General features: G+C 62.6%; 18 protein-coding genes and 1 pseudogene. 10 read left to right on the top strand and 9 right to left on the bottom strand.

The window, feature by feature from the left end; genetic code table 11:
* Positions 1–596 precede the first annotated feature (596 nt).
* The 4 genes from AC5ZGW_RS07350 (at position 597) to AC5ZGW_RS07335 (ending at position 6,362) form a co-directional block, all read left to right on the top strand.
* Positions 597–2,858, top strand: a complete 2,262-nt coding sequence (locus tag AC5ZGW_RS07350) for a fused MFS/spermidine synthase (RefSeq protein WP_130230553.1) — start codon at positions 597–599, stop codon at positions 2,856–2,858.
* A gap of 169 nt (positions 2,859–3,027) precedes the next feature.
* Positions 3,028–3,936, top strand: a complete 909-nt coding sequence (locus AC5ZGW_RS07345; RefSeq protein ID WP_130230551.1) for an acyl-CoA desaturase — start codon at positions 3,028–3,030, stop codon at positions 3,934–3,936.
* Positions 3,937–3,994: 58 nt separating this feature from the next.
* Positions 3,995–5,377: an MBOAT family O-acyltransferase gene (locus tag AC5ZGW_RS07340; RefSeq protein ID WP_130230549.1), complete on the top strand. Its 1,383-nt coding sequence runs from the start codon at positions 3,995–3,997 to the stop codon at positions 5,375–5,377.
* Complete coding sequence (locus AC5ZGW_RS07335) at positions 5,352–6,362, top strand: hypothetical protein (RefSeq protein WP_165435600.1); 1,011 nt, start codon at positions 5,352–5,354, stop codon at positions 6,360–6,362. The genes AC5ZGW_RS07340 and AC5ZGW_RS07335 overlap by 26 nt, the downstream gene beginning before the upstream one ends.
* 165 nt (positions 6,363–6,527) lie before the next feature.
* Here AC5ZGW_RS07335 and AC5ZGW_RS07330 read toward each other — a convergent pair whose 3' ends face one another.
* From AC5ZGW_RS07330 to AC5ZGW_RS07320, 3 genes are all read right to left on the bottom strand, one after another.
* Positions 6,528–8,249, bottom strand: coding sequence for a fatty acyl-AMP ligase (locus tag AC5ZGW_RS07330; RefSeq protein WP_130230555.1), 1,722 nt, complete (start codon positions 8,247–8,249; stop codon positions 6,528–6,530).
* Positions 8,250–8,281: 32 nt separating this feature from the next.
* Positions 8,282–8,536: an acyl carrier protein gene (locus tag AC5ZGW_RS07325; protein WP_028168850.1), complete on the bottom strand. Its 255-nt coding sequence runs from the start codon at positions 8,534–8,536 to the stop codon at positions 8,282–8,284.
* 252 nt (positions 8,537–8,788) lie between these two features.
* Positions 8,789–9,562, bottom strand: a complete 774-nt coding sequence (locus AC5ZGW_RS07320; RefSeq protein WP_130230547.1) for a L,D-transpeptidase — start codon at positions 9,560–9,562, stop codon at positions 8,789–8,791.
* Between the two features lie 287 nt (positions 9,563–9,849).
* On the opposite strand from AC5ZGW_RS07320, the gene AC5ZGW_RS07315 reads away from it, so the two are divergent.
* Positions 9,850–10,182, top strand: a complete 333-nt coding sequence (locus tag AC5ZGW_RS07315) for a hypothetical protein (protein ID WP_496113891.1) — start codon at positions 9,850–9,852, stop codon at positions 10,180–10,182.
* 138 nt (positions 10,183–10,320) lie between these two features.
* On the opposite strand, the gene AC5ZGW_RS07310 is transcribed toward AC5ZGW_RS07315, so the two are convergent.
* The 5 genes and pseudogenes from AC5ZGW_RS07310 to AC5ZGW_RS07290 all read right to left on the bottom strand — a co-directional run bounded on the left by AC5ZGW_RS07310 (position 10,321) and on the right by AC5ZGW_RS07290 (position 15,223).
* The gene (locus AC5ZGW_RS07310) at positions 10,321–11,082 is read right to left on the bottom strand and encodes an ABC transporter permease (RefSeq protein WP_028168846.1); all 762 of its coding nucleotides are present in this window, start codon (positions 11,080–11,082) and stop codon (positions 10,321–10,323) included.
* Entirely contained in the window at positions 11,079–12,002 is a 924-nt protein-coding gene (locus tag AC5ZGW_RS07305; protein ID WP_130230423.1) for an ABC transporter ATP-binding protein, read from the bottom strand. Before AC5ZGW_RS07305 ends, AC5ZGW_RS07310 begins: the two co-directional genes overlap by 4 nt.
* A 125-nt stretch (positions 12,003–12,127) precedes the next feature.
* Positions 12,128–12,418, bottom strand: a complete 291-nt coding sequence (locus AC5ZGW_RS07300) for a type II toxin-antitoxin system HicB family antitoxin (RefSeq protein WP_028168844.1) — start codon at positions 12,416–12,418, stop codon at positions 12,128–12,130.
* A 33-nt stretch (positions 12,419–12,451) separates the two neighbouring features.
* Positions 12,452–12,544: pseudogene (locus AC5ZGW_RS07295) on the bottom strand (type II toxin-antitoxin system HicA family toxin); the annotation flags it as partial.
* Between the two features lie 147 nt (positions 12,545–12,691).
* Positions 12,692–15,223, bottom strand: a complete 2,532-nt coding sequence (locus AC5ZGW_RS07290) for an ATP-dependent helicase (protein WP_130230427.1) — start codon at positions 15,221–15,223, stop codon at positions 12,692–12,694.
* Between the two features lie 245 nt (positions 15,224–15,468).
* Between AC5ZGW_RS07290 and AC5ZGW_RS07285 the strand changes: the two genes are divergently transcribed.
* The 4 genes from AC5ZGW_RS07285 to AC5ZGW_RS07270 all read left to right on the top strand — a co-directional run bounded on the left by AC5ZGW_RS07285 (position 15,469) and on the right by AC5ZGW_RS07270 (position 18,486).
* A complete protein-coding gene (locus tag AC5ZGW_RS07285; protein WP_130230421.1) occupies positions 15,469–16,455 on the top strand; it encodes a chymotrypsin family serine protease in 987 nt (328 codons plus the stop codon).
* 27 nt (positions 16,456–16,482) lie between these two features.
* Positions 16,483–16,728, top strand: coding sequence for a hypothetical protein (locus tag AC5ZGW_RS07280; RefSeq protein ID WP_028168840.1), 246 nt, complete (start codon positions 16,483–16,485; stop codon positions 16,726–16,728).
* A 24-nt stretch (positions 16,729–16,752) separates the two neighbouring features.
* A complete protein-coding gene (locus AC5ZGW_RS07275) occupies positions 16,753–18,138 on the top strand; it encodes a phospholipase D-like domain-containing protein (protein ID WP_245475104.1) in 1,386 nt (461 codons plus the stop codon).
* 174 nt (positions 18,139–18,312) lie between these two features.
* Positions 18,313–18,486 (top strand): DUF1328 domain-containing protein, encoded by a 174-nt coding sequence (locus AC5ZGW_RS07270; protein ID WP_027578166.1) that lies wholly within the window; start codon positions 18,313–18,315, stop codon positions 18,484–18,486.
* 10 nt (positions 18,487–18,496) lie between these two features.
* Here the strand turns inward: AC5ZGW_RS07270 and AC5ZGW_RS07265 are convergent, their stop codons facing one another.
* On the bottom strand, positions 18,497–19,009 hold the full coding sequence (locus tag AC5ZGW_RS07265) for a thioesterase family protein (protein WP_130230419.1): 513 nt from the start codon (positions 19,007–19,009) through the stop codon (positions 18,497–18,499).
* 86 nt (positions 19,010–19,095) lie between these two features.
* Between AC5ZGW_RS07265 and AC5ZGW_RS07260 the strand changes: the two genes are divergently transcribed.
* Positions 19,096–20,511, top strand: coding sequence for an FAD-binding oxidoreductase (locus AC5ZGW_RS07260; RefSeq protein WP_496113890.1), 1,416 nt, complete (start codon positions 19,096–19,098; stop codon positions 20,509–20,511).
* The last annotated feature ends 72 nt before the right edge of the window (positions 20,512–20,583 follow it).

Genomic DNA, 20,583 nt, shown 5'->3' with positions numbered 1-20,583 from the left:
CGCTTTCGCCGTCGGGCAAATCACCTCTATGACTCCGCACGTCTCATCCAAATGAGGGGCGGGTCGCGATCGTCACGAACGTTGCGGTGAGATGCGGTGGACGCGATGCGTGTGACTGACGAGCACGCGTATCACGGACGGCGAAGTCGTGTGGTCCTGGCGCCCCGACGCTGGCGCTAAGGTCTGTTCGTTGAACAGAGCGACGGTGGCAAGAAAGCCCGGTCACCGGGGAGAGCGCGAAGGAAACCGTAAACCATCGCGCAGGGAAAGCCGGAATGCTTCGGTTGAACCTGTGGTCCTACCCCCGTGCTTTTTGTTGCACGGGACCCATGGGTGCAACCAGCGCCCGGCTTTCCCTGCGCCCTCTGTCTTTCGAGGAGGGTGGAAAGTGAAGCAAAGCTCGGACGCAACGCGTCGCGAGAATGCGGACTCATATCCTCTCATACTCCGGCATGTCGCTCCGCACTGGCACATCGTCAAGTCCATGTTACCGGGTTACATTGCCTACCATACCGTCATATGCTCAATTGAAACCTCTGGCGTGCATGCGCCGGAAATCTCGCCGCGGCGTCCGCCGGGCCCAAGCCGGAGCTTTCATGATTTCCAAGCCGTCCGCCGCGCGAAACCGGCTGGTGTTGATCGTCTACACCACCGCGATCTTCGTCAGCGCGCTCCTGTTGTTCTCGGTGCAGCCGCTGTTCACCAAGATGGTGCTGCCGCGGCTTGGCGGCTCACCGGCGGTGTGGTCGGTGGCGATGGTGTTCTTCCAGTCGCTGCTGCTCGCGGGCTACGCCTACGCGCACTATTTGATGAAGCTGAAGAGCCGCGCGGCTCCGGTCGCGGTGCATCTCTTGCTTTTGGTCGCGGCCATGCTGACGCTGCCGCTCGCGATCCAGAGCGGCTGGGGCGATCCACCGACCTCAGGTTACGCGTTCTGGTTGCTCGGCCTGTTCGCGGTCTCGATCGGCCTGCCGTTCTTCGCGCTCGCCGCCAACAACCCGCTGCTGCAGGCCTGGTTTGTACGCACCGGCCATCCCAACGGTCCGGATCCGTACTTCCTTTATGCGTCTTCGAACATCGGCAGCTTTCTCGCGCTGCTGTCCTATCCGGTGCTGCTGGAGCCGATGTTCACGCTGCGCACGCAAAACCTGATCTGGACCGGCGGTTATGGCTTGCTGATCCTCTTGATCGCGGGTTGCGGCGTGCTGTTGATGCGTTCGTCCGCGAGCGCGGCGGCGCTGAATTTGCCGGTCGATGATGCCGATGCGCCGGCACCCTCCTGGCTGTTGCGTTTGCGCTGGATCTTCCTTGCCGCGGTGCCTTCGGGCCTTCTGATCGCCGTGACCGCGCACATCTCGACCGACGTTGCGGCAGCGCCGCTGCTCTGGGTCTTGCCGCTGTCGCTTTACCTCCTGACCTGGGTGCTGGTGTTCCAGTCGCGCCCGCTGTTTTCGCATGAGTTCATGCTTCGCGCGCAGCCAATCGCAATTGCGTGCGTCGTCATCCTGCTTGCGGTTGGTGGCGAACAGAGTCTGCTGCTGACGCTGGGCGGTCACCAACTCGCCTTTTTCATCATCGCGATGGCTTGCCATGGTGAATTGGCGCGGACCCGGCCGGCAGCAAAATACCTCACCGGCTTCTACGTGGCGCTGTCGTTCGGCGGCATGGTCGGCGGCCTGTTCGCAGGCCTGATCGCGCCGTTTGCCTTCTCCTGGGTGGCGGAATACCCGATCCTGCTGGCGCTCGCCGCGCTGTGCCGGCCGTCCGGCGGGGGAGAGCGGCTGCCGCGCTGGAGTGCCTGGTACTGGCCGTTCCTTGCCGTGCTCGCGGTCGCGCTGATCGTGCCGTCCTATTCAACCGGGACGCTGTTCAACTGGCTCGACGAGCGGCGGTCGTGGGTGATCGGCGCGGTCGGCGTGCTCTCGGCGCTGCTGGCGCTTACGCTCAACGCGAGCCGCTGGAAGATCTTCGCGACCGTCGTGGTGGCGCTGCTGCTGTTGCGCGCTTACCCCTCCGATAACGGCCGGGTCGAGACCGTCCGCAGTTTCTTCGGCGTGCACAAGATCGTGGTGACGCCGAACGGCCAATATCACGTGCTGATGCACGGCACCACCATTCACGGCGCCGAGCGCTTCAAGAACGACAACGGCACGCCGGTAACCGGCCGGCCCGAACCCATTACGTACTATCACAAGGACGGCGGCATCGGGCAGACGATCGCGGCGATGCGCGAGCGCAAGGGCGCTCCGCTTAAGGTGGCCGTGATCGGACTCGGCTCAGGCACGCTCACCTGCGCCGCAGAGCCGGGCGAACAATGGAAGTTCTTCGAGATCGACCAGACCATGGTCGATACCGCGCGCGATCCGAAATATTTCACCTACATCCAGAATTGCGCCCCTGACTTGAAGCCGGTGATCGGCGATGCCAGGCTCACCTTCGCTCGCGAGCCTGATGGCATCTACGACCTCATCATCGTCGATGCCTATTCGTCCGACGCGATCCCGATCCATCTGGCGACGGAGGAGGCGATGGCGATCTACAAGGCCAAGCTGGCGCCGCAGGGCGCGGTGGTGATGCACGTCTCCAACCGCCACCTCGAGCTTTCCAGCGTCGTGGTCGGCATCGCCGAGGCCAACGACCTCAAGAGCTGGGTCTACAGCGAGGATTCCGGCCGTGACAGCGAGTACATTTTCTCGACCTCGGTCGTGATCTCCGCCCGCGAGGAGGCCGATGTCGGCAAGCTCGCCTCGTCCGACTCGTGGACCGAAACCGAGGCCGATGAAAAGCAGCGGGTCTGGACCGACGACTATTCCAACATCCTGGGCGCGGTTTACCGGCGATTGCGCGACGGCGAGTAGTGAGCTCGATATTTTTGCAACACCCGCCGCCCGCGTTCGCGATCTGCAGGGCAAATCCGTCGCAATGGTTGCGGGCGGGGGCCGACTCTATACTGATGGAACTTGTTTCCCAATTGTTCCATTATTCATGCGCGACCATCGGATTATCCGGAGCCGGCATTTTCATCGATTGCAGCGGCAGCATTTTATCCTGTTCGATGTATTGCCATTCATCGGGACATTGATCGCGCTTGGCGCCCTGTTCTATCGCCCGATCGGGGCGCTCGAAATCAGCCTATTCTTCGCGATGTGGCTGGTCACAGGCCTCGGCCTCACCGTCGGCTATCACCGGTTGTTCACGCACCGCGCCTTCACAACCGGGACAGCCGTGAGCGCGATGCTGATCATCATGGGCTCGATGGCCGGGCGGGGGTCGATGGTATCCTGGGCCGCCATGCATCGTCGCCACCACGAACTCAGCGATCACGAGGGCGACCTGCATTCGCCCAATCTGCATGGCGGGAGCCTCCTCGGCCGTCTGCGCGGCTTCCTGCATGCGCATTTGACCTGGATGATCGAGCATGATTATCCGAATGTCGCCCATTACGTTCCGGACCTGATGGCGCAGCCGGTGCTGGTCCGGGTCAACAGCTACTATTACGCCTGGGTGCTGGTGGGGCTGTTGATCCCGACCGCCATTGGCGGGTTGGTCGCCGGCAGCCTATGGGGCGCGGTGGCCGGGTTCCTCTGGGGCGGCGTGGCGCGCATGTTCGCGGTCGAACAGGCAATGTCGGCAATCAACTCGGTCATGCACACGTTTGGCGCACGTCCCTACCGCACCCGGGGTGACAACAGCCGCAATCTCGGCGTAATGGCATGGTTGGCGTGGGGCGAGGGGTGGCACAACAATCACCATGCCTTTCCTTATTCGGCGGCGTTCGGGTTGCGATGGTTCGAATTCGATCCCGGCTATCTCTTCATCCGAGTGCTTGCCGCGCTGGGACTGGCCTGGAACGTCAAGGTGCCGAGTGCGGAGAAGATCGCGCTGCGGCGGCTGCACGAGCCGGCGCCCGACGTGGCCGAGCTCGAGCACGGATAGTCGTCGGCTTCCGGCGGATAAGGTGAGTAACCCGGGTCATGCCTGAGATTGCCGGCTGATGCTGTTCAACGACTACCCCTTCCTGCTGGGCTTCCTGCCGGCGGCAATCCTGATCTATCGATTTGTCGATCCGCATCCGCAGTGGCGGATCTGGACGCTCGTTGCGATGTCGCTGGTGTTCTACGCCTACGGCAATCCGCCCTTCGTCCTGCTCCTGATCCTGTCGATCCTGATCAACTGGATTGCAGCGATGACCTATGCCAGGACCAAGATGCCGTGGATCATCACCGCTGCGATCGTTGCCAATCTTGGCGTCCTCGGCTGGTTCAAATACGCCAACTTCCTCGCCTACAATATCGGCCTTGCGCTGGGGCGGCCGATGCCCGTGCTCGACATCGTGCTGCCGCTCGGCATCTCCTTCTTCACCTTCCACCACATCATGTATCTGGTCGATCTGCGCAAGGGAAAGGCGCCGACCTATTCGCTGAACCGCTACGCGCTTTACATCTCTTTCTTCCCGCAGGCGCTGGCCGGACCGTTGGTGCGCTGGTCGCAGGTGATGGAGCAGTTCGGCAAGAAGGTCTATGTGCCGGGCTGGCAGCGCCAGTTCTGCGTCGGCATCGCCTTCATCCTGATCGGGCTCGTCGAAAAGATCCTGCTTGGCGACCGTATTGCGCGGCTGATCGATCCGATCTATGCGCGGGCGCTCGAAGGGCCGGTGAGCAATGGCGACGCATGGCTCGCGCTCGCCTTCGGCATCCAGATCCTCTACGACTTCGCCGGCTATTCCGACATCGCGGTCGGGCTCGGCCTGTTGTTCGGCGTCAAGCTGCCGTACAATTTCGATGCGCCGTTCCGCTCCACCAGCATCCAGGATTTCTGGCAGCGCTGGCACATCACCTTGATGACATTCCTGCGCGAATATCTGTTCTTTCCGCTCGCCAACAAGCGCATGGTGCCGCGGCGCTTCTACCAACTGCAATATTTCGCGGTGATGGTGCTGACCATGGCGCTGTGCGGCCTCTGGCACGGCGCGAATTGGACCTTCGTGCTGTGGGGCACGCTGCATGGCTTGGCGCTGGTGGTCTGCTCGCTGTGGCGCCGCTACGGGCCGCGGCTGCCCGCGCTCGCCGGATGGGCGCTGACGGTGATCTTCGTGCTTCTGACCGGCGTGTTCTTCCGCGCCGGCACGCTCGATGCGGCGTTGAACATCTTCCACGGCCTCGCCGTTCCGCCCAATCTGTCGGAGGGGAAGCATCTGTGGCCGCTCGTCGTCGTTCCGCTGATGGCCTTCCTGCTGCCGGCGACCCAGGACATCGTCGAACGCGTGATGCAGCGGCCGCGACCCTGGCTCGGCGTAGTCGCCGGCCTCGGTCTGTTGGTCATCCTGATCTTGCTCGGAGAAGGGAACGTTCGTGGCTTCGCTTACTACCAGTTCTGACACGTCGCCCGAATGGAGCCGTTGTCTGGCCAACTGTGTCGGTACGCTGGTTGGCGGCTTGCTGCTGCTCTACGCGCTAATGATCCTGGTCGATCCCTATGACACCGGAAAGTTTGGCTTTCTCGGCATCGACGGCGTCGACGATCGGAACACGCTCACGTCTGCGGCAAGCCGCGCGCGCGATCCGAATTTCGATTCCGCCATCATCGGCAATTCGACCGCGCAGATGCTTGAACCGACGGAGCTGTCGAAGGCGACCGGCCTGAACTTCGTGCAGCTCTACATGACTGGCGGCAATCCGCACGAGCAGCTTATGCTGCTCGATTTCTTCCTGCGGCATCACAAGCGGGTGCGCGCACTGGTGTTCGTCGTTGATCCCTGGTGGTGCCATCACGTCCCCATCCAGTCGCCGCCGGGCACCTTCCCCGATTGGCTCTATGGCGAAAGCTCTCTCCCTTATGCGACACACCTGCTGTCATGGACGACGATCGAGCGCACGTTCCAACGGCTCTCGATCGGCCTCGGCTGGCATCAGCGCAGGGACCCCACCGGCTTCTTCAGCTACGAGGACATCTGGCTGCCCGGCACCTTCCGCGAAATCAGTCCGCCGCGCGATCCGCCGCCGGCCGCAACGGTCGCCGAGCGCGAGATGTTGCCCGACGTCGCGCGACTCGATGCGGCGGTCAAGAAGCTTCCAGCCGAGACCAGCGTCGTCATCGTCGTGCCGCCGACCCTGCAAAGCAAGATGCCGCAGCCCGGTACGCCCGCTGCGGCCGACCGTGAGGCGTGCAACGCGGCTCTGAAGCGCGTCGTGGCCGGTCGGCCGAACAGCAATTTCATCAACTACCGCATCGACAATGCACTGACCCGCGACCGCGCGAATTTTGCCGATTTCATCCACTACCGCCCGAGCATCGCTAGCAAGATACAGGAGGGCATCGTCGCCAGTATCCGCGATGGCGAAGCGGCGAAGATCGACTTCTGATGATCGTTCTTCTTGTCATGCTCCGCCACCGGGTCTCGCCTTCGGCGAGGCCGACGACAAGCTCCGGCGGGGGCATCCAGTAACCAGCGGCCTCTCGGCTCAAGCACTACTGCCTCTGGAATACTGGATCGTCCGGTCAAGCCGGACGATGACGGCAAGAGCGAGTCAATCCGCGTCGGCGGCGAGATCCTCGAACCGGCCTTCGGACCACAGCCGGCGCGCCAGGCTGCGCTGGATCTTGCCGCTGGTGGTCTTCGGCAGCGTGCCCGGCCGGATCAACACGATATGGCGCGCGAACAATTCGTGCTGGTCGGTGACGTGCTCGCGGATCAGGCCCTTCATCTCGGCGCCGTCGATCCGGTTGCGTTCGGTGCGCTCGACCTCCTGCACGACGACAAGCGTTTCGTCGCCGTGCTCGTCGCTGACGGAGAACGCCGCGCCGCAATTGGCCCGCAGCGCGGCATGTGCCGCCTGCACCGTGCGCTCGAGATCCTGCGGATAGTGGTTGATGCCGCGGACGATGATCAAGTCCTTGATCCGTCCGGTGATGAAGACTTCACCCGTCCGATCCAGGAAGCCGAGGTCGCCGGTGCGCAGCCAGCTCGCGCCGTCGTCATCGCCCGCGATGCGCGCGTGCAGGCCGGTCCGGGTCGCTTCCGGATTCTTCCAATAGGCGCCCGCGACGTTGGCACCGTTGACCCAGACCTCGCCGACCTGGTCCACGGGCAGGCGCGCGCAGGTGTCGGGATCGACGATCGCGATCCGCTCGCCTTCGAGCGCGCGGCCGCAGCCGACCAGCGTCTGGCTATCCGCCGCATCAGCCGGCGCTTCGGCCCGATGCGCCTGCAGCGCGGCGCGGCTAACGTCGCGCGTCACATGGCCGGCGCCGCGGCTGCCGCCGGAGATCAAGAGCGTCGCTTCCGCCATGCCATAGGCCGGGAACGCGGCGCGGGGATCGAAGCCGTGAGCGGCGAAGGTCTCGATGAATTGCTTGATCGTCTCGGCGTGCACCGGCTCGGCGCCGTTGAGCGCGATCTTCCAGGAGGAGAGATCGACGCCCTGCATCTGCTCGGCGCGGTAGCGGCTGACGCAGAGATCGTAGCCGAAATTCGGGCAGCAGGCGACCTCGGCGCGATAGTCGCTGATCGCGCGCAGCCAGTTGAGTGGGCGCTGGGTGAAGGCGTTCGGCGCCATCAGCACGCAGAGCGCACCGACATAGAACGCCTCCAGCGTGTTCAGGATCAGCCCCATGTCGTGATAGAGCGGCACCCAATTGACATAGGTCGACCGCTCGGTGTTGCCGAGCGAGATGCGGATCATCTCGAGATTGGCGAGCAGGTTGCCGTGGCTGACGGCGACGCCCTTCGGCTCGGACGTCGAGCCCGAGGTGTATTGCAGGAAGGCGATATCCTCTCGCGCTGGAAGCGGCAGATCGGCCGCAGGCTGCGCCGGCGTCGTGTCGAGATCGACGGCCAGCCACTGCAGGCCTTCGCGCGAAAACCGCTCCTGCAGATCGCCGCGGATGGCGAAGGCCGAACTGGTGAGCGCGATTGCAGGTTCGCAATTGGCCATGATCGCGGCGCTGGAGTCGCGCGCACTCTGCCGCCGTGGCATCATCATCGGCACTGCGATCACACGCGCGATCAGGCAGCCGAAGAAGGCGACGACGAATTCGAGACCGGGCGGAAACACCAGCATCGCGCGATCGCCCGGCCGGGTGACTTCGCCAAGCCGCGCCGCCAGCGCGCGGGCAGCGTCATGCAGCTCGCGAAAGGTGAGGATGGCTTCCTCCGCCCCGCGGTCGGAGAGGAAGATGTAGGCGCGCGCATCGGGCTGCGTTTCCGCCCGCTTTGCCAGCAGCGCCACCAGCGAGGAAAACGTCTCCATCTTGGTCAATGATATCCGGCGACGATTAGGGGTCAGGCAGCGGAGCGGGCTGCGAGCTTTTCAGCGAGGTAACGCGACAGCGCGTCGACGGTCGGATAGTCGTAGAAGTCGTCGGTCGAAAGCTCGAGGTCGAGCTTCTCCTCGAGTTCCATCATGACATAGACGACCATCGCCGAGTCGAGCCCGAGCCGGTTGAACTTGGTATCGGTCTTGATCCGGTCCTTGGCGATCCGCAGCACTTTCGCAAGCGAATCCACGCAAAAACCGGATATTTCTTCTTGTGTCATGGGAAATCCAGCGAAACAACTAGACACAATACGGACACGGCGGGCGTTGTCAATTTGGGCTCACGCAGGCGTGTTGATGAGGATCATGCACGATCCGGACGTGCAGGATCGCATTGGCGTAAAGCGGAGTTTCAGGGGAATGCGAGGCGTTCGCGCACAGGCAAAGATTAGGCATGGAAATTGGGCGCAGAAGAAAAAAGAGCGAGATGACGCAGCCATCCCGCTCTGTCGTGCCGACCAACTCGGCGCTGGTCAGTCCTGGTAAGTGAAGAACCCGCGCGGCCGCGGCGGATAGTAATAGCCTTGCGGCGCCGGCGCGTAGCGGTCGGAATATTGCTGCGGTTGTTGCGGTTGGCGATAATAGGTCTGCGTATCGTAGACGCGGCGGCTGCGCGGCGCCGGATACACCTGCGCATTGGAGCTGCCGTCGGCCGGATAGATGTAGCCATCGTCGGCACGGACCTGCGGCATTTGCTGCTGCTGTTGCGGTGTGATCATCACAGGATCGCCAGCGGCATCGCCAAATTGCTGCTCGTACTGCGGCGCGCGGCGGGCGACCGCGGTGTTGCCGCGTTTCGGATTCCGCGCGAGCGCCACCTGCGAGGAGCCGGTCAGCGTCACCGTGGCGTTGAGCACGCCTTGCTCCTGTACCAGGGCGTAGAGCGTGGCTGCATGTTCGCGCGACAATCGCACGCAGCCATGCGAGGCAGGGCTGCCGAGGCGGTTGACGGAATCGGTGCCGTGGATCGCGTGCCCGATCTTGGTGAAGAAGATCGAGTGCGGCATCGGCGCGTCGTCGAATTCCTTGGAGTAGTGGTCTTCCTCCATGCGGAAAGTGCGGAAGCTGCCGTTCGGCGTCTCGTAGGAGGGGATGCCGGTCGAGACCGGCCAGCGATACCGCTCAACGCCGTCGACCGCGACGGTCATCTGCTGGTTATCCTTGTCGACGGTGATGGCGACTTTGGCCTGTGCGGCGCCGGCAAAAGCCAGCGTCAGGGCGGTGAAAGCAACGAGGAACGTACGCATCTTACTTTGGCCCTCCAGGCCTAACATTGCAGCGCCGCGGTTCTCCGTCCCCGGCAAGCACTATGCCCGGAATCCGGCTCGGGTTCCAGTAGCTCGGCCATGCATCGTTAATATAACGAGCGGCACAAGCAAGGCGTCGTCGGAGAAATCCGGCGCTGGCCTGCTGACTTTTTCGCGAGTGTGAGCACACGACTCGAATTCGTCACAGACGCGCAACCATTTGGCCGCAAGGGCGTTTCACACTCCCGCCTGACGGTACAATTTACCGTGCATTTTTGGGAATTGTGATGAAGAGGACCAAGGTCAAGACGCTGGCGCTGCCTGATGTCACGCCGGCGCGGCTCGTGCTTGCGGCCGGCGCCATCATCCTTGCATTGCTTGCGATGCCTCATCTGGGACATGCCCAAGGCATCGTGCGCGGCGCGCACGAGGGAGCCTACGAGGGCAATCGGATCGCCGGTCCGGTCGGCGGCGTGGTTGGGGGTGCGGTTGGCGCCGGCGTCGGCGGTGCCGTGGGTGCGGTCAACGGCGTGCTCGGCCTGCCCAATCGCGGTTGGCACCGTGGCCATCGCTGCCGCGGCTACTACACCCGCTCCGGCCATTTCCGCTGCTATCGCTGATCGTCGTGAGGGACATCGTCATTCCGGGGCGCGCGTGAGCGCGAACTACGATGTGCACTTGCACATCGGAGAATCTCGCACCGCAATCTTTGGATTCCGGGTTCATGCTTCGCATGCCCCGAAATGACCGCGAGGCGATCAACGTTTGAGCCGGTAGCCCGTCCTGAAGATCCACCAGACGATTGCCAGGCAGGTGGCGAGGAAGCCCAGGGTCATGCCGAGGCTCAGGCCTACGCCGACATCGGCGATCCCATAGAAGCTCCAGCGGAAGCCGGAGATCAGGTAGACCACAGGGTTGAGCAGGGTGATGGTGCGCCAGCCCGAGGGCAGCATGTTCACGGAATAGAAGCTGCCGCCCAGGAACGTCAGCGGCGTCACCACCAGCATCGGGATCATCTGCAGCTTCTCGAATCCATCGGCCCAGATGCCGATAATGAAGCCGAACAGGCTGAAGGTGACGGCGGTCAGCACCAGGAAAGTCAGCATCCAGATCGGGTGATTGATGTGCAGCGGCACGAACAATCCGGCCGTCGCCATGATGATGAGCCCGAGGACGATCGATTTGGTCGCGGCCGCCCCGACATAGCCGATGATGATCTCGAAATAGGAGATCGGCGCCGAGAGGATTTCATAGATCGTGCCGACGAATTTCGGGAAATAGATGCCGAAGGATGCATTGGCGATGCTCTGCGTCAGCACCGACAGCATCACGAGCCCAGGCACGATGAAGGTGCCGTAGCTGACGCCTTCGACCTCCGTGATGCGCGAGCCGATCGCGGCGCCAAACACCACGAAATAAAGCGAGGTCGACACCACAGGCGAGACGATGCTCTGCAACAGCGTGCGCCAGGTGCGCGCCATTTCGAACAAATAGATTGCGCGAATCGCTCGATAGTTCATGGCGCTCTCACCAGGCTGACGAAGATGTCTTCGAGCGAAGACTGGCTGGTCTCGAGGTCGGAGAAACGGATCCCGGCATTGCGGAGATCGCCGAGCAGGCTGGTGATGCCGGTGCGCTCGCCCGCGGTGTCGTAATCGTAGACCAGCTCGGTGCCGCCTTCCGACAGCACGAGATGATAGGGCGCAAGCGCCGGCGGAACGGCGTCGATCCTGTGCGCCAGATGCAGCTTGAGCTGCTTCCTGCCGAGCTTCTCCATCAGCTTGGCCTTCTCCTCGACCAGGATGATCTCGCCCTTGTTGATGACGCCGATGCGGTCGGCCATCTCCTCGGCTTCCTCGATGTAGTGCGTGGTCAGGATGATGGTGACGCCGGCATCCCGCAGCGTCCGCACGACCTCCCACATGCCCTTGCGCAGCTCGACGTCGACGCCGGCGGTCGGCTCGTCCAGGAACAATATCTGCGGCTCGTGCGACAGCGCCTTTGCGATCATCACGCGGCGCTTCATGCCGCCCGACAGCGTGATGATCTTGGAATCCTTCTTCTCCCACAGCGAAAGATCCTTCAGCACCTTCTCGATATGAGCGGGGTTCTTCGGCTTGCCGAACAGGCCGCGGCTGAAACTCACGGTCGCCCATACCGATTCGAAGGAATCGGTGTGCAGTTCCTGCGGCACGAGGCCGATCATCGAGCGTGCGGCGCGGTAGGACTTGATGATGTCGTGGCCGTCGACCGAGACATTGCCTTCACTCGGATTGGCGATGCCGCAGATGATGCTGATCAGCGTCGTCTTGCCGGCGCCGTTCGGCCCGAGCAGGGCAAAAATCTCGCCGCGCCGGATATCGAGATTGATGTTGTTCAGCGCCTTGAAGCCGGAGCCATAGACCTTCGAAAGATTGGAAACGGAAATGATCGGCGACATGGCTGGTGGTGACGAGCTGGCAGGAAATGTGACAGGGAACGCGACGTTGCGCCGCGCGAGAGGAGGGGCGGCGAATACATAGGTACACTTGGCGGGTTCTGCAATCCGTCGAAACGACGATCAGTTCACTCCGCCGCGTGAGCGCGCGCGGGTAGTTCAATCAGGGCGACCATGTAGGTCTTTATGTCGTTCGCGATCTCCGGATCGGCCCTCAGTTCGGTCAGTGTTCGCGGATGCGGCAGCGACTTGCCGTCATTTTCAAGGCTTTCCGCATAGAGCTGCAAAGCCTCCGGCGCATTGCGCAAGGCTTCATCGATATCATCCCCGCCGGAAGTGCAGCCGGGCAGATCCGGAAACCAGACACCAACACTGTGCTCAGGTCCGGCGTCCTCAACAATCGCGACGTAGTGAGCCATGGCTAACCTCAATCGGGCTTCCACCCTGCACCTTTATAGATGGCGCGCACCAATCCCCAAGTCCTTCTTCGGGTGCGGAATGACCAGCGTTTCGCCGGATATGGGATTCTTGAACACGTGGTGCGAACCGGTAACGCGAACAAGTACCCATCCTTCCCGCTCCAGGCGGCGTATGATCTCGCGGCTGTTGGTCAACATGAAAACCCTCTGTGGATCATGTAGACCCTACGGCCTGTCTGCCGGCATTAAGTGCGCGACCCGCAGGACACTCTCCTACACCCGCTCCACGAAACTATCGACCACCTTTTTTTCGCCCGCCTTCTCGAAGGCGATGGTGAGCTTGTTGCCGTCGATCTTCACCACATGGCCGTAGCCGAATTTCTGGTGGAACACGCGGTCATCGAGCGAGAATTCCGAAACGGTCCCGGTGGATTTCGCCACCAGTTCGCCTTCGATCACCACGGGGGCGCGCTTGTTGCGGCCAAAGCCGCCGAAGGGCGATTGCTCCTCGTCGAATCCGCCGCGCGAGCCGCCGCCGCGGTTCTGGTTGCGGGCGCGGTTGGCCTGGGCGCGTTGCCAGCCCGGTGTTGTATAGCTCGAGCCGAAGGCTTCGACATTGTCGAAGCGCGAGGGGCCGTAGCCGCCGGCGCCGCCCCAGCCGGAGCCGCCCTTGGATTCCGTGATCTCGACATTATGCGCCGGCAATTCGTCGAGGAAGCGCGAGGGGATCGTGGTCGACCAGGTGCCGTGGATGCGGCGGTTGGTGGCGAAATAGATTTTCGCGCGGCGCCGGGCACGGGTCAGCCCGACATGGGCGAGGCGGCGCTCTTCCTCAAGGCCCGCGCGGCCCTGCTCGTCGAGCGTGCGCTGGCTTGGAAACAGGCCTTCCTCCCAGCCGGGCAGGAAGACGTTGTCGAACTCCAGGCCCTTCGCTGAGTGCAGCGTCATCAGCGACACCGCTTCGTCGCCGGCTTCGCCGTCGCGGTCCATCACCAGCGAGATGTGCTCGAGGAAGCCTTGCAGGTTCTCGAACTCCTCCATCGAGCGAATGAGCTCCTTGAGATTGTCGAGCCGGCCGGCGGCGTCCGCCGAGCGGTCCTTCTGCCACATCTCGGTGTAGCCGCTCTCGTCGAGCACGATCTCGGCCAACTCCGTGTGCGAGGTCACCTCGCTCTGCGCCCGCCAGCGGTCGAATTGCTGCACGACACCGCGCAAGCTCCCGCGCGCCTTCGGCTTCAATTCGTCGGTCTCCGCGACAGCACGCGCTGCCTCGAACAGCGGAATGCGGCGCTTGCGGGCGTGATCGTGCAGGAGCTGCACGGTGGCATCGCCAAGTCCGCGCTTCGGCACATTGATGATGCGCTCGAAGGCGAGATCGTCGGCCGGCGAGTTGATCGTGCGCAGGTAAGCCAGCGCATCGCGGATTTCCGCACGCTCATAGAAGCGCGGGCCGCCGATCACGCGATATTGCAGGCCGAGCGTGACGAAGCGGTCTTCGAACTCGCGCATCTGGAACGAGGCGCGCACCAGGATCGCGATCTCGTTCAAATTCTCGCCGGCGCGCTGCAGATCCTCGATCTCCTCGCCGATCCCGCGCGCTTCCTCTTCCGAATCCCAGGAACCGGTGACGGTGACCTTTTCGCCATCCTGGTCCTCGGTGCGCAGGGTCTTGCCCAGCCGGCCTTCATTGTGCGCGATCAGATGCGAGGCGGCGGCGAGGATGTGGCCGGTCGAGCGGTAGTTGCGCTCGAGCCGAATGACTTTGGCGCCGGGAAAATCGTGCTCGAAGCGCAGGATGTTGTCGACCTCGGCGCCGCGCCAGCCGTAGATCGACTGGTCGTCGTCGCCGACGCAGCAGATGTTCTTGGGTGGGGAAGTGGGTGCCGCAGCCGCATCTTCGTCATCACCGGGCCGACGCGCAGCGTCGTGACCCGGTGATCCATCTTGTGAAGACGCGATGGATTGCCGGGTCAAGCCCGGCAATGACGATTGGGGCGACGGCGCCTGCGACAGCAGCCGCAGCCAGAGATACTGCGCGACGTTGGTGTCCTGATATTCGTCGACCAGGATGAACTTGAAGCGGCTCTGGTATTGCCTGAGCACATCCGGGTTCTCACGGAACAGGCGGATGTTCTCGAGCAAGAGATCGCCGAAATCGGCGGCGTTGAGGATCTTCAGCCGTTCCTGATAGCTCGCATAGAGCTTGCCGCCCTTGCCGTTGGCGAAGCTCGCGGCTTCGCCGGCTGGCACCTGCGACGGCGTCAGGCCGCGGTTCTTCCAGGTGTCGATCAGTCCGGCCAGCATGCGCGCCGGCCAGCGCTTGTCGTCGATGTTCTCCGCCTGCAGCAGTTGCTTCAACAGCCGCACCTGGTCGTCGACATCGAGCACGGTGAAGTTGGATTTGAGCTGCACCAGCTCGGCATGGATGCGCAGGATGCGGCCGGCGATCGAGTGGAAGGTGCCGAGCCACGGCATGCCTTCGACCGCCTGGCCCAGCATCTGGCCGAGCCGCAGCTTCATCTCGCGCGCCGCCTTGTTGGTGAAGGTCACCGACAGGATCTCGTGCGGCCGCGCGCGGCCCTGGCTCAGGAGATGGGCGATGCGGGTGGTCAAGACCCGCGTCTTGCCAGTGCCGGCGCCGGCTAGAACCAGCACAGGACCGTCCAGCGTCTCCACTGCCTCGCGCTGCTCCGGATTGAGCCCTGCGAGATATTGCGGGCCTGCTGCCGCACGGGCGCGCGCAGCGATGCCGCCGGGCACGGGTGAGGCCGCCGGAGCAGGAGCATGTGGCAGGGGCTTGCGCAGATCAGTCAATAACGAAGTCCTTGATTCTCAAGTCGATAACATGGCATTCGCGCCGCCGATTTGCGAGGGCAGCATGGCCAATAAAAGGCGCCTTTCGGCGTGCCACGGGCGTCGCCAAAACGCCAGCCGGGATCGCAATAGTTTCATCAAGATTCGATTGACTGGCGGGCGCGTGGGCTTGCCAAAATGCGAATCTCAACTCAAGATTGTTGAGTTCGTTGGCTTGCATCTCTGGGGGAGACGTCATGGCAAGGAACGATACTCCGAAGGAACTGCTTGATGCGCTCAACCTGGTCAGCGGCGAGAAGGGCGCCCGGCCGGAATCCCTGGGGCTGCTCGAGGCAAGGCATGTTGAGCGCGTGCGGACCATCTTCGAAGATCCCAACATCATCGGCATCGGAATTGCGGACAAGATCACCGAGAAGAAAGACACCGGCGAACTGAGCGTCTGCTTCTACGTCGAAAAGAAGGTCGCCAAGAGCCGGATGAAGAGCCAGAAGATGATCCCTCCCGTTCTGAGTGTGCCGGGTCGCAAGGCGGTATTCACCGATGTCCAGGCGATCGGAAGGGTTCGGCCCCAGGTCAACAAGCAGAGGTCGCCGCTGCTCAGCGGCTATAGCATCGGAAATCTGACGGATACGGGAACCCTTGGGGCTATCGTCAAGAAGGGGAAGAAGCTGTTCGTGCTCAGCAATTCCCACGTGCTTGCCAAGAGCGGATTGGGGAAGGTCGGCGACAAGATCGTCTTTCCCGGCGAGTCAGACAATGGCGGCAGGGATCAGGTCGTCGCGACATTATCCGCTATCCTGAAGTTCAAGACCGGTGACGATTTTCTCAACCGCGTGGATGCGGCTCTCGCCGAGATCGATCAGGACTTTCTCGACAAGATCGATTTTTCCATACGCGGAGCGGCTTCTCCCTTTGCGACCACCAATCCGGTGCGCGGGATGAAGATCGTCACGCGCGGACGGACGTCGGAAGATGCCGATGGCGAAGTCCAGGACGTCCACTTCAGGATCGTCATGCCCTATCCGGGCGTCGGCAAGATCGGCTTCCTGGACCAGGTGAAGTGCACGCATTATTCGAGGCCTGGCGATTCCGGCGCAATCATCGTCGACAAGGCAAGCAAGAAGATCGTCGGTCTGCACTTTGCCGGGTCGGGTAGCGCGAGTATCTTTAATCCGATTGCCGAGGTCATGAAGGCGCTGAAGTTCCGCTTCGTGAAAGCATGAGAAGCGGACCGGCCATGCGGATTGGTGATGGCGAACGAGCAACAGGCCAACAAGGCGCGCGAACTCAACAGTCGCGAGCTGCTGAAATGCGGCGCCCACGCCATCGGCGTGGAGGCGGGGAAGGATCACGGCAAGCGCGGCTGGGTCGTCGTCGCGCATGTCGCTCCGGAAGCCAACGTGACGCTGCCTCCCGCGCTGACCGTCGCGACGGAAAAGGGGGACGTCCAGGTGCCGCTGGTCTGCGTCAGGAGCGAGCCTTTCAAACCGGAATGATTCTCGCAAACATGGGGGCATAAAATGCCGAGCTTCGTATTGCGCCAATCGATGCTCAAGCATCGTGGGCCGTTTCTTGCCGAACCGCAGAGCGTTCGGGCCGAAGGCGATCGCGTGGTGCCGGTGCGGACCGACGTCTTCATGCCGGAAATGGTTCCGCGCAACTGCGATCTCGAAGCATACGAGAAGATCAAGGTTCCCGCGGTCGACGTCGATCAGGAAATCATCGCCTATTGCTCGCCGGATTCGACTTTCGCGGTGACCAAGAAGCTCTTTGACAATGCGAAGAAGTCGATCCTGATCGGCATCTATGACTTTTCCGCCGAGTATATCAAGCAGCTCGTGCTGGATGCGCTGGTGCGCGGCGTCAAGGTCAAGCTCATGCTCGATATCGACAGCAAGGACGAGCAGGAGCTGTTCGACGACCTGAACGATGCGGGGGTCGACGGCGTGCCGGCGCCATCGTGCGCCAGTCATCGGGTGCACTTCTTCAGCTCATCGCACGAGAAGGTGATCGTCATCGATGGTGAATGGTGCATCGTGCAGAGCGGCAACTACAGCGAGAATAGCATACCCCTCAACGTGAAGGACGGCGGCGATCCCGCCCACTTCCGGCCCGGCAATCGTGATACCGGCCTGGCGATCCGCTCCAGGAAACTTTCGAAGTTCTTCACCGGCATTCTAGAAAGCGACATGAATCTTGAGCTGACGGGACCGGAAGCGCTGGCTCAGGCCATTGAAGCGGCCAACGCTTTCATAATCGAGCGGGCGCCGACGAAGATCCCCGCCAAGCTGTTTCCGAGCAAGACTTTCAAGCTCACCAAACCGCTTGCCGTCCAACCGGTCCTCAGTCCGGACAACTACATGCAGGTGATCCCGGCGAAGCTTCAGGCGGCAAAGAAGTCGATACTGATCGAGCAGCAATATATTCGTGGCAAGCAGCCTCACATCCAGGAATTGCTGACGGCAATTGCGGACGCGCGAAAGCAGAACAAGAAGCTCGATATCCGCATCATCCTCGGCAAGGTTTTCGGCAAGAAGGATCTCGACGCCGAGAAGAAAAACCTGGCGCTGCTAAAGCAGCAGTTCGGCCTCGTGGCCGGCAAGAACATACGATACATCGATACGACCCGCTTCGTGCATTGCCATAACAAGATGATCCTGGTCGATGGCCAGGATGTCCTGGTCAGTTCGCAGAACTGGTCAGATTCCGCCGTCTCCAAGAATCGCGAGGCAGGCGTGTGGCTCTCTCATCCGGGCATCTGTGATTACTTCACGCAGATATTCGAGAGCGATTGGAAGACTGCGCGCAACGCGCCGACAGCTCCCGCGGAGGAGATCGTCGAGCCCGAGTCGCTGCGCGCCGGCGGATACGTCAGGGTCGCTCCCGCCGACTACCAGGAGGTATGACAGCAGCAGCGAAGGTCCGACCCGGCCGCACCCAAAGCGCGGTTTTGTTCCGTGAGCGGCAGCAAATTTCGCTGTTTTCCGGCCCGGAACCTTCGTTTTGGGGGCGGATTGTTTCCTCAAGTTTGGTGCGATGATCGATCGCGCCGGTGGAAACGGAAAGCAGAGGGTTTGGCCATGTTAGGCTGGGTCGTAACGTTCTTGATCATCGCGTTGATCGCGGGTGTCCTGGGCTTCGGCGGCATCGCCGGCGTCTCCATCGAGATCGCCAAAGCGATCTTCTTCATCGCCATCATCCTGTTCCTGATCTCGGCAGTGGTCGGCTTGGTGCGTGGCCGCTCCAGGGTCTAGGCGGCCCGGCCTAACGTGCGGGCATCGCCACGCTGCGCCCGATGCCCTCGGGCCGGGGGATGGATGCATGGATATCCGCGATCGCCTTGATGTGGGCGCGGATATCGGATGGAAACGGGGCGACCTTGCGCGAGTTCATGTCGATATGCAGCGACATGTTTTCGGAGGTGGCTGAGATCCAGCCTTCGGTCGCGTGGCGCAGCTCCTCGAACGTGTGCAGCCGCTTGTCGTCCGCGCCGAGCAGATAGACCGTCACCTGGAGCGGATCGCCGAGATGGACCTCGCGCAAATAGCGCACATGGCACTCGGCGGTAAAGGTCGAGCCGTGGCGCTCTTTCTTGTAGGTGGGGCCGATGCCGAGCTGGAGCCAGATCTCGTCGATGGCGCGGTCGAACATCACGTTGTAATAGGCCATGTTGAGGTGGCCATTATAGTCGATCCATTGCGGCTCGATCTGCATCACCGAGGACAGAAACGGGGCTGAGGGCAACTTGATGTCCCTGGCGGCATTAATGGTCGTCATTATTCCATCCCTGTTAGTTCGATTGGCGGTCTTGACCCGTTATATAACGTTTGCCACGGTCGGCTGAAGCCGGGAGGATATTTCACGTGGCGACTACGATTTCGAACAATCCAGCGCGTCCGGAGCCGCCGGCCCTCAAGGCCGCGATCGACGCGCTGGCGGCGCGCTTCGGCAACCGCCTCATCACCTCGAAGGCGGTGCGCGACCAGCACGCCCACACCACGACATGGCTGCCGCCGCAGCCGCCGGACGCCGTGGTGATGGCGCAGGAAACTGCCGACATCCAGGATGTGGTGCGGATCTGCGCCAAACATCGCGTTCCCGTGATCGCCTTCGGCACCGGCACCTCGCTGGAGGGGCAGGTGAATGCGCCGGCCGGCGGCATCTGCATCGATCTGCGCGACATGAACCGGGTGCTCGCCGTGCACGCCGAAGACCTCGATTGCGTGATCGAGCCCGGCGTGACGCGGAAGGCGCTCAACGAGCATCTGCGCGACCAGGGCCTGTTCTTCCCGATCGACCCCGGCGCCGATGCCTCGCTCGGCGGCATGACCTCGACGCGCGCCTCCGGCACCAACGCGGTGCGTTACGGCACGATGCGGGAGAACGTGCTGGCGCTGAAGGTCGTGCGCGGCGACGGCGAGATCATCACGACCGGCACGCGGGCGAAGAAATCCTCCGCCGGCTATGACCTGACGCATCTGTTCGTCGGTGCCGAGGGCACGCTCGGCATCATCTCCGAGCTCACGATCAAATTGCGCGGCATCCCCGAGACCATCGCGGCGGCCGCATGTTCGTTCGAGACCGTGCGCGGCGCCTGCCAGGCGACGATCCTGGCGATCCAGACCGGCATTCCCGTCGCCCGCATCGAGCTCTTGAATGCGGCGCAGGTGAAGGCGTGCAACGCCTATTCGAAACTGACGCTGCCGGAGACGCCGCTGTTGCTGCTCGAGTTCCACGGCAGCGAGGCCGACGTCGCCGAGCAGTCGAAGAACTTCAAGGAGATCGCCTCCGAATGCGGCGGGCTGGGTTTCACCTGGACCACGAGGCCGGAGGACCGCACAAAGCTCTGGCAGGCGCGGCATGACGCCTATTGGTCGGTGAAGGCGCTGCGGCCCGGCTCAGGCGTGGTCGCGACCGATGTCTGCGTGCCGATCTCGCGATTGGCCGATTGCGTCACCGAAACCGAAGAGGATCTGAAGCGGCTCAATCTGCTCTCGCCGATCGTCGGTCATGTCGGCGATGGCAATTTCCACTGTTCGCTGGTCTGCGACGTCGACAATGCCGAGGAGATGGCGCGCGGCGAGGAATTCATGCATCGCCTCGTCGAGCGCGCGCAGGCGATGGGTGGCACCTGCACCGGCGAGCACGGTATCGGGCAGGGCAAGCAGAAATATCTCGAAGCCGAGCTTGGGCCCGAGGCGATCGACGCCATGCGGGCGCTGAAGAAGGCGCTCGATCCGCTGAACATCTTCAATCCAGGCAAGATCGTGCCGGCCTAGAGCGTGATGAGATAAGGTCGAATTGTGTTCCCATGGGCGCTGCCTCTTCTCACCTCTCCCATAGGGAGAGGT

The sequence above is a fragment of the Bradyrhizobium sp. Crot121 genome (genome assembly GCF_059512385.1).
Note: the sequence above shows the minus strand (reverse complement) of the source record. Positions and strands in the feature narration are given on the sequence as shown.

What these genes read in the sequence shown, in the direction of transcription:
- AC5ZGW_RS07350 (WP_130230553.1), top strand. Translation starts at nt 597, where the DNA reads ATGATTTCCAAGCCGTCCGCCGCGCGAAACCGGCTGGTGTTGATCGTC.
- AC5ZGW_RS07340 (WP_130230549.1), top strand. Translation starts at nt 3,995, where the DNA reads ATGCTGTTCAACGACTACCCCTTCCTGCTGGGCTTCCTGCCGGCGGCA.
- AC5ZGW_RS07330 (WP_130230555.1), bottom strand. Translation starts at nt 8,249, where the DNA reads ATGGAGACGTTTTCCTCGCTGGTGGCGCTGCTGGCAAAGCGGGCGGAA.
- AC5ZGW_RS07325 (WP_028168850.1), bottom strand. Translation starts at nt 8,536, where the DNA reads ATGACACAAGAAGAAATATCCGGTTTTTGCGTGGATTCGCTTGCGAAA.
- AC5ZGW_RS07320 (WP_130230547.1), bottom strand. Translation starts at nt 9,562, where the DNA reads ATGCGTACGTTCCTCGTTGCTTTCACCGCCCTGACGCTGGCTTTTGCC.
- AC5ZGW_RS07315 (WP_496113891.1), top strand. Translation starts at nt 9,850, where the DNA reads ATGAAGAGGACCAAGGTCAAGACGCTGGCGCTGCCTGATGTCACGCCG.
- AC5ZGW_RS07310 (WP_028168846.1), bottom strand. Translation starts at nt 11,082, where the DNA reads ATGAACTATCGAGCGATTCGCGCAATCTATTTGTTCGAAATGGCGCGC.
- AC5ZGW_RS07305 (WP_130230423.1), bottom strand. Translation starts at nt 12,002, where the DNA reads ATGTCGCCGATCATTTCCGTTTCCAATCTTTCGAAGGTCTATGGCTCC.
- AC5ZGW_RS07300 (WP_028168844.1), bottom strand. Translation starts at nt 12,418, where the DNA reads ATGGCTCACTACGTCGCGATTGTTGAGGACGCCGGACCTGAGCACAGT.
- AC5ZGW_RS07285 (WP_130230421.1), top strand. Translation starts at nt 15,469, where the DNA reads ATGGCAAGGAACGATACTCCGAAGGAACTGCTTGATGCGCTCAACCTG.
- AC5ZGW_RS07280 (WP_028168840.1), top strand. Translation starts at nt 16,483, where the DNA reads ATGGCGAACGAGCAACAGGCCAACAAGGCGCGCGAACTCAACAGTCGC.
- AC5ZGW_RS07275 (WP_245475104.1), top strand. Translation starts at nt 16,753, where the DNA reads ATGCCGAGCTTCGTATTGCGCCAATCGATGCTCAAGCATCGTGGGCCG.
- AC5ZGW_RS07270 (WP_027578166.1), top strand. Translation starts at nt 18,313, where the DNA reads ATGTTAGGCTGGGTCGTAACGTTCTTGATCATCGCGTTGATCGCGGGT.
- AC5ZGW_RS07265 (WP_130230419.1), bottom strand. Translation starts at nt 19,009, where the DNA reads ATGACGACCATTAATGCCGCCAGGGACATCAAGTTGCCCTCAGCCCCG.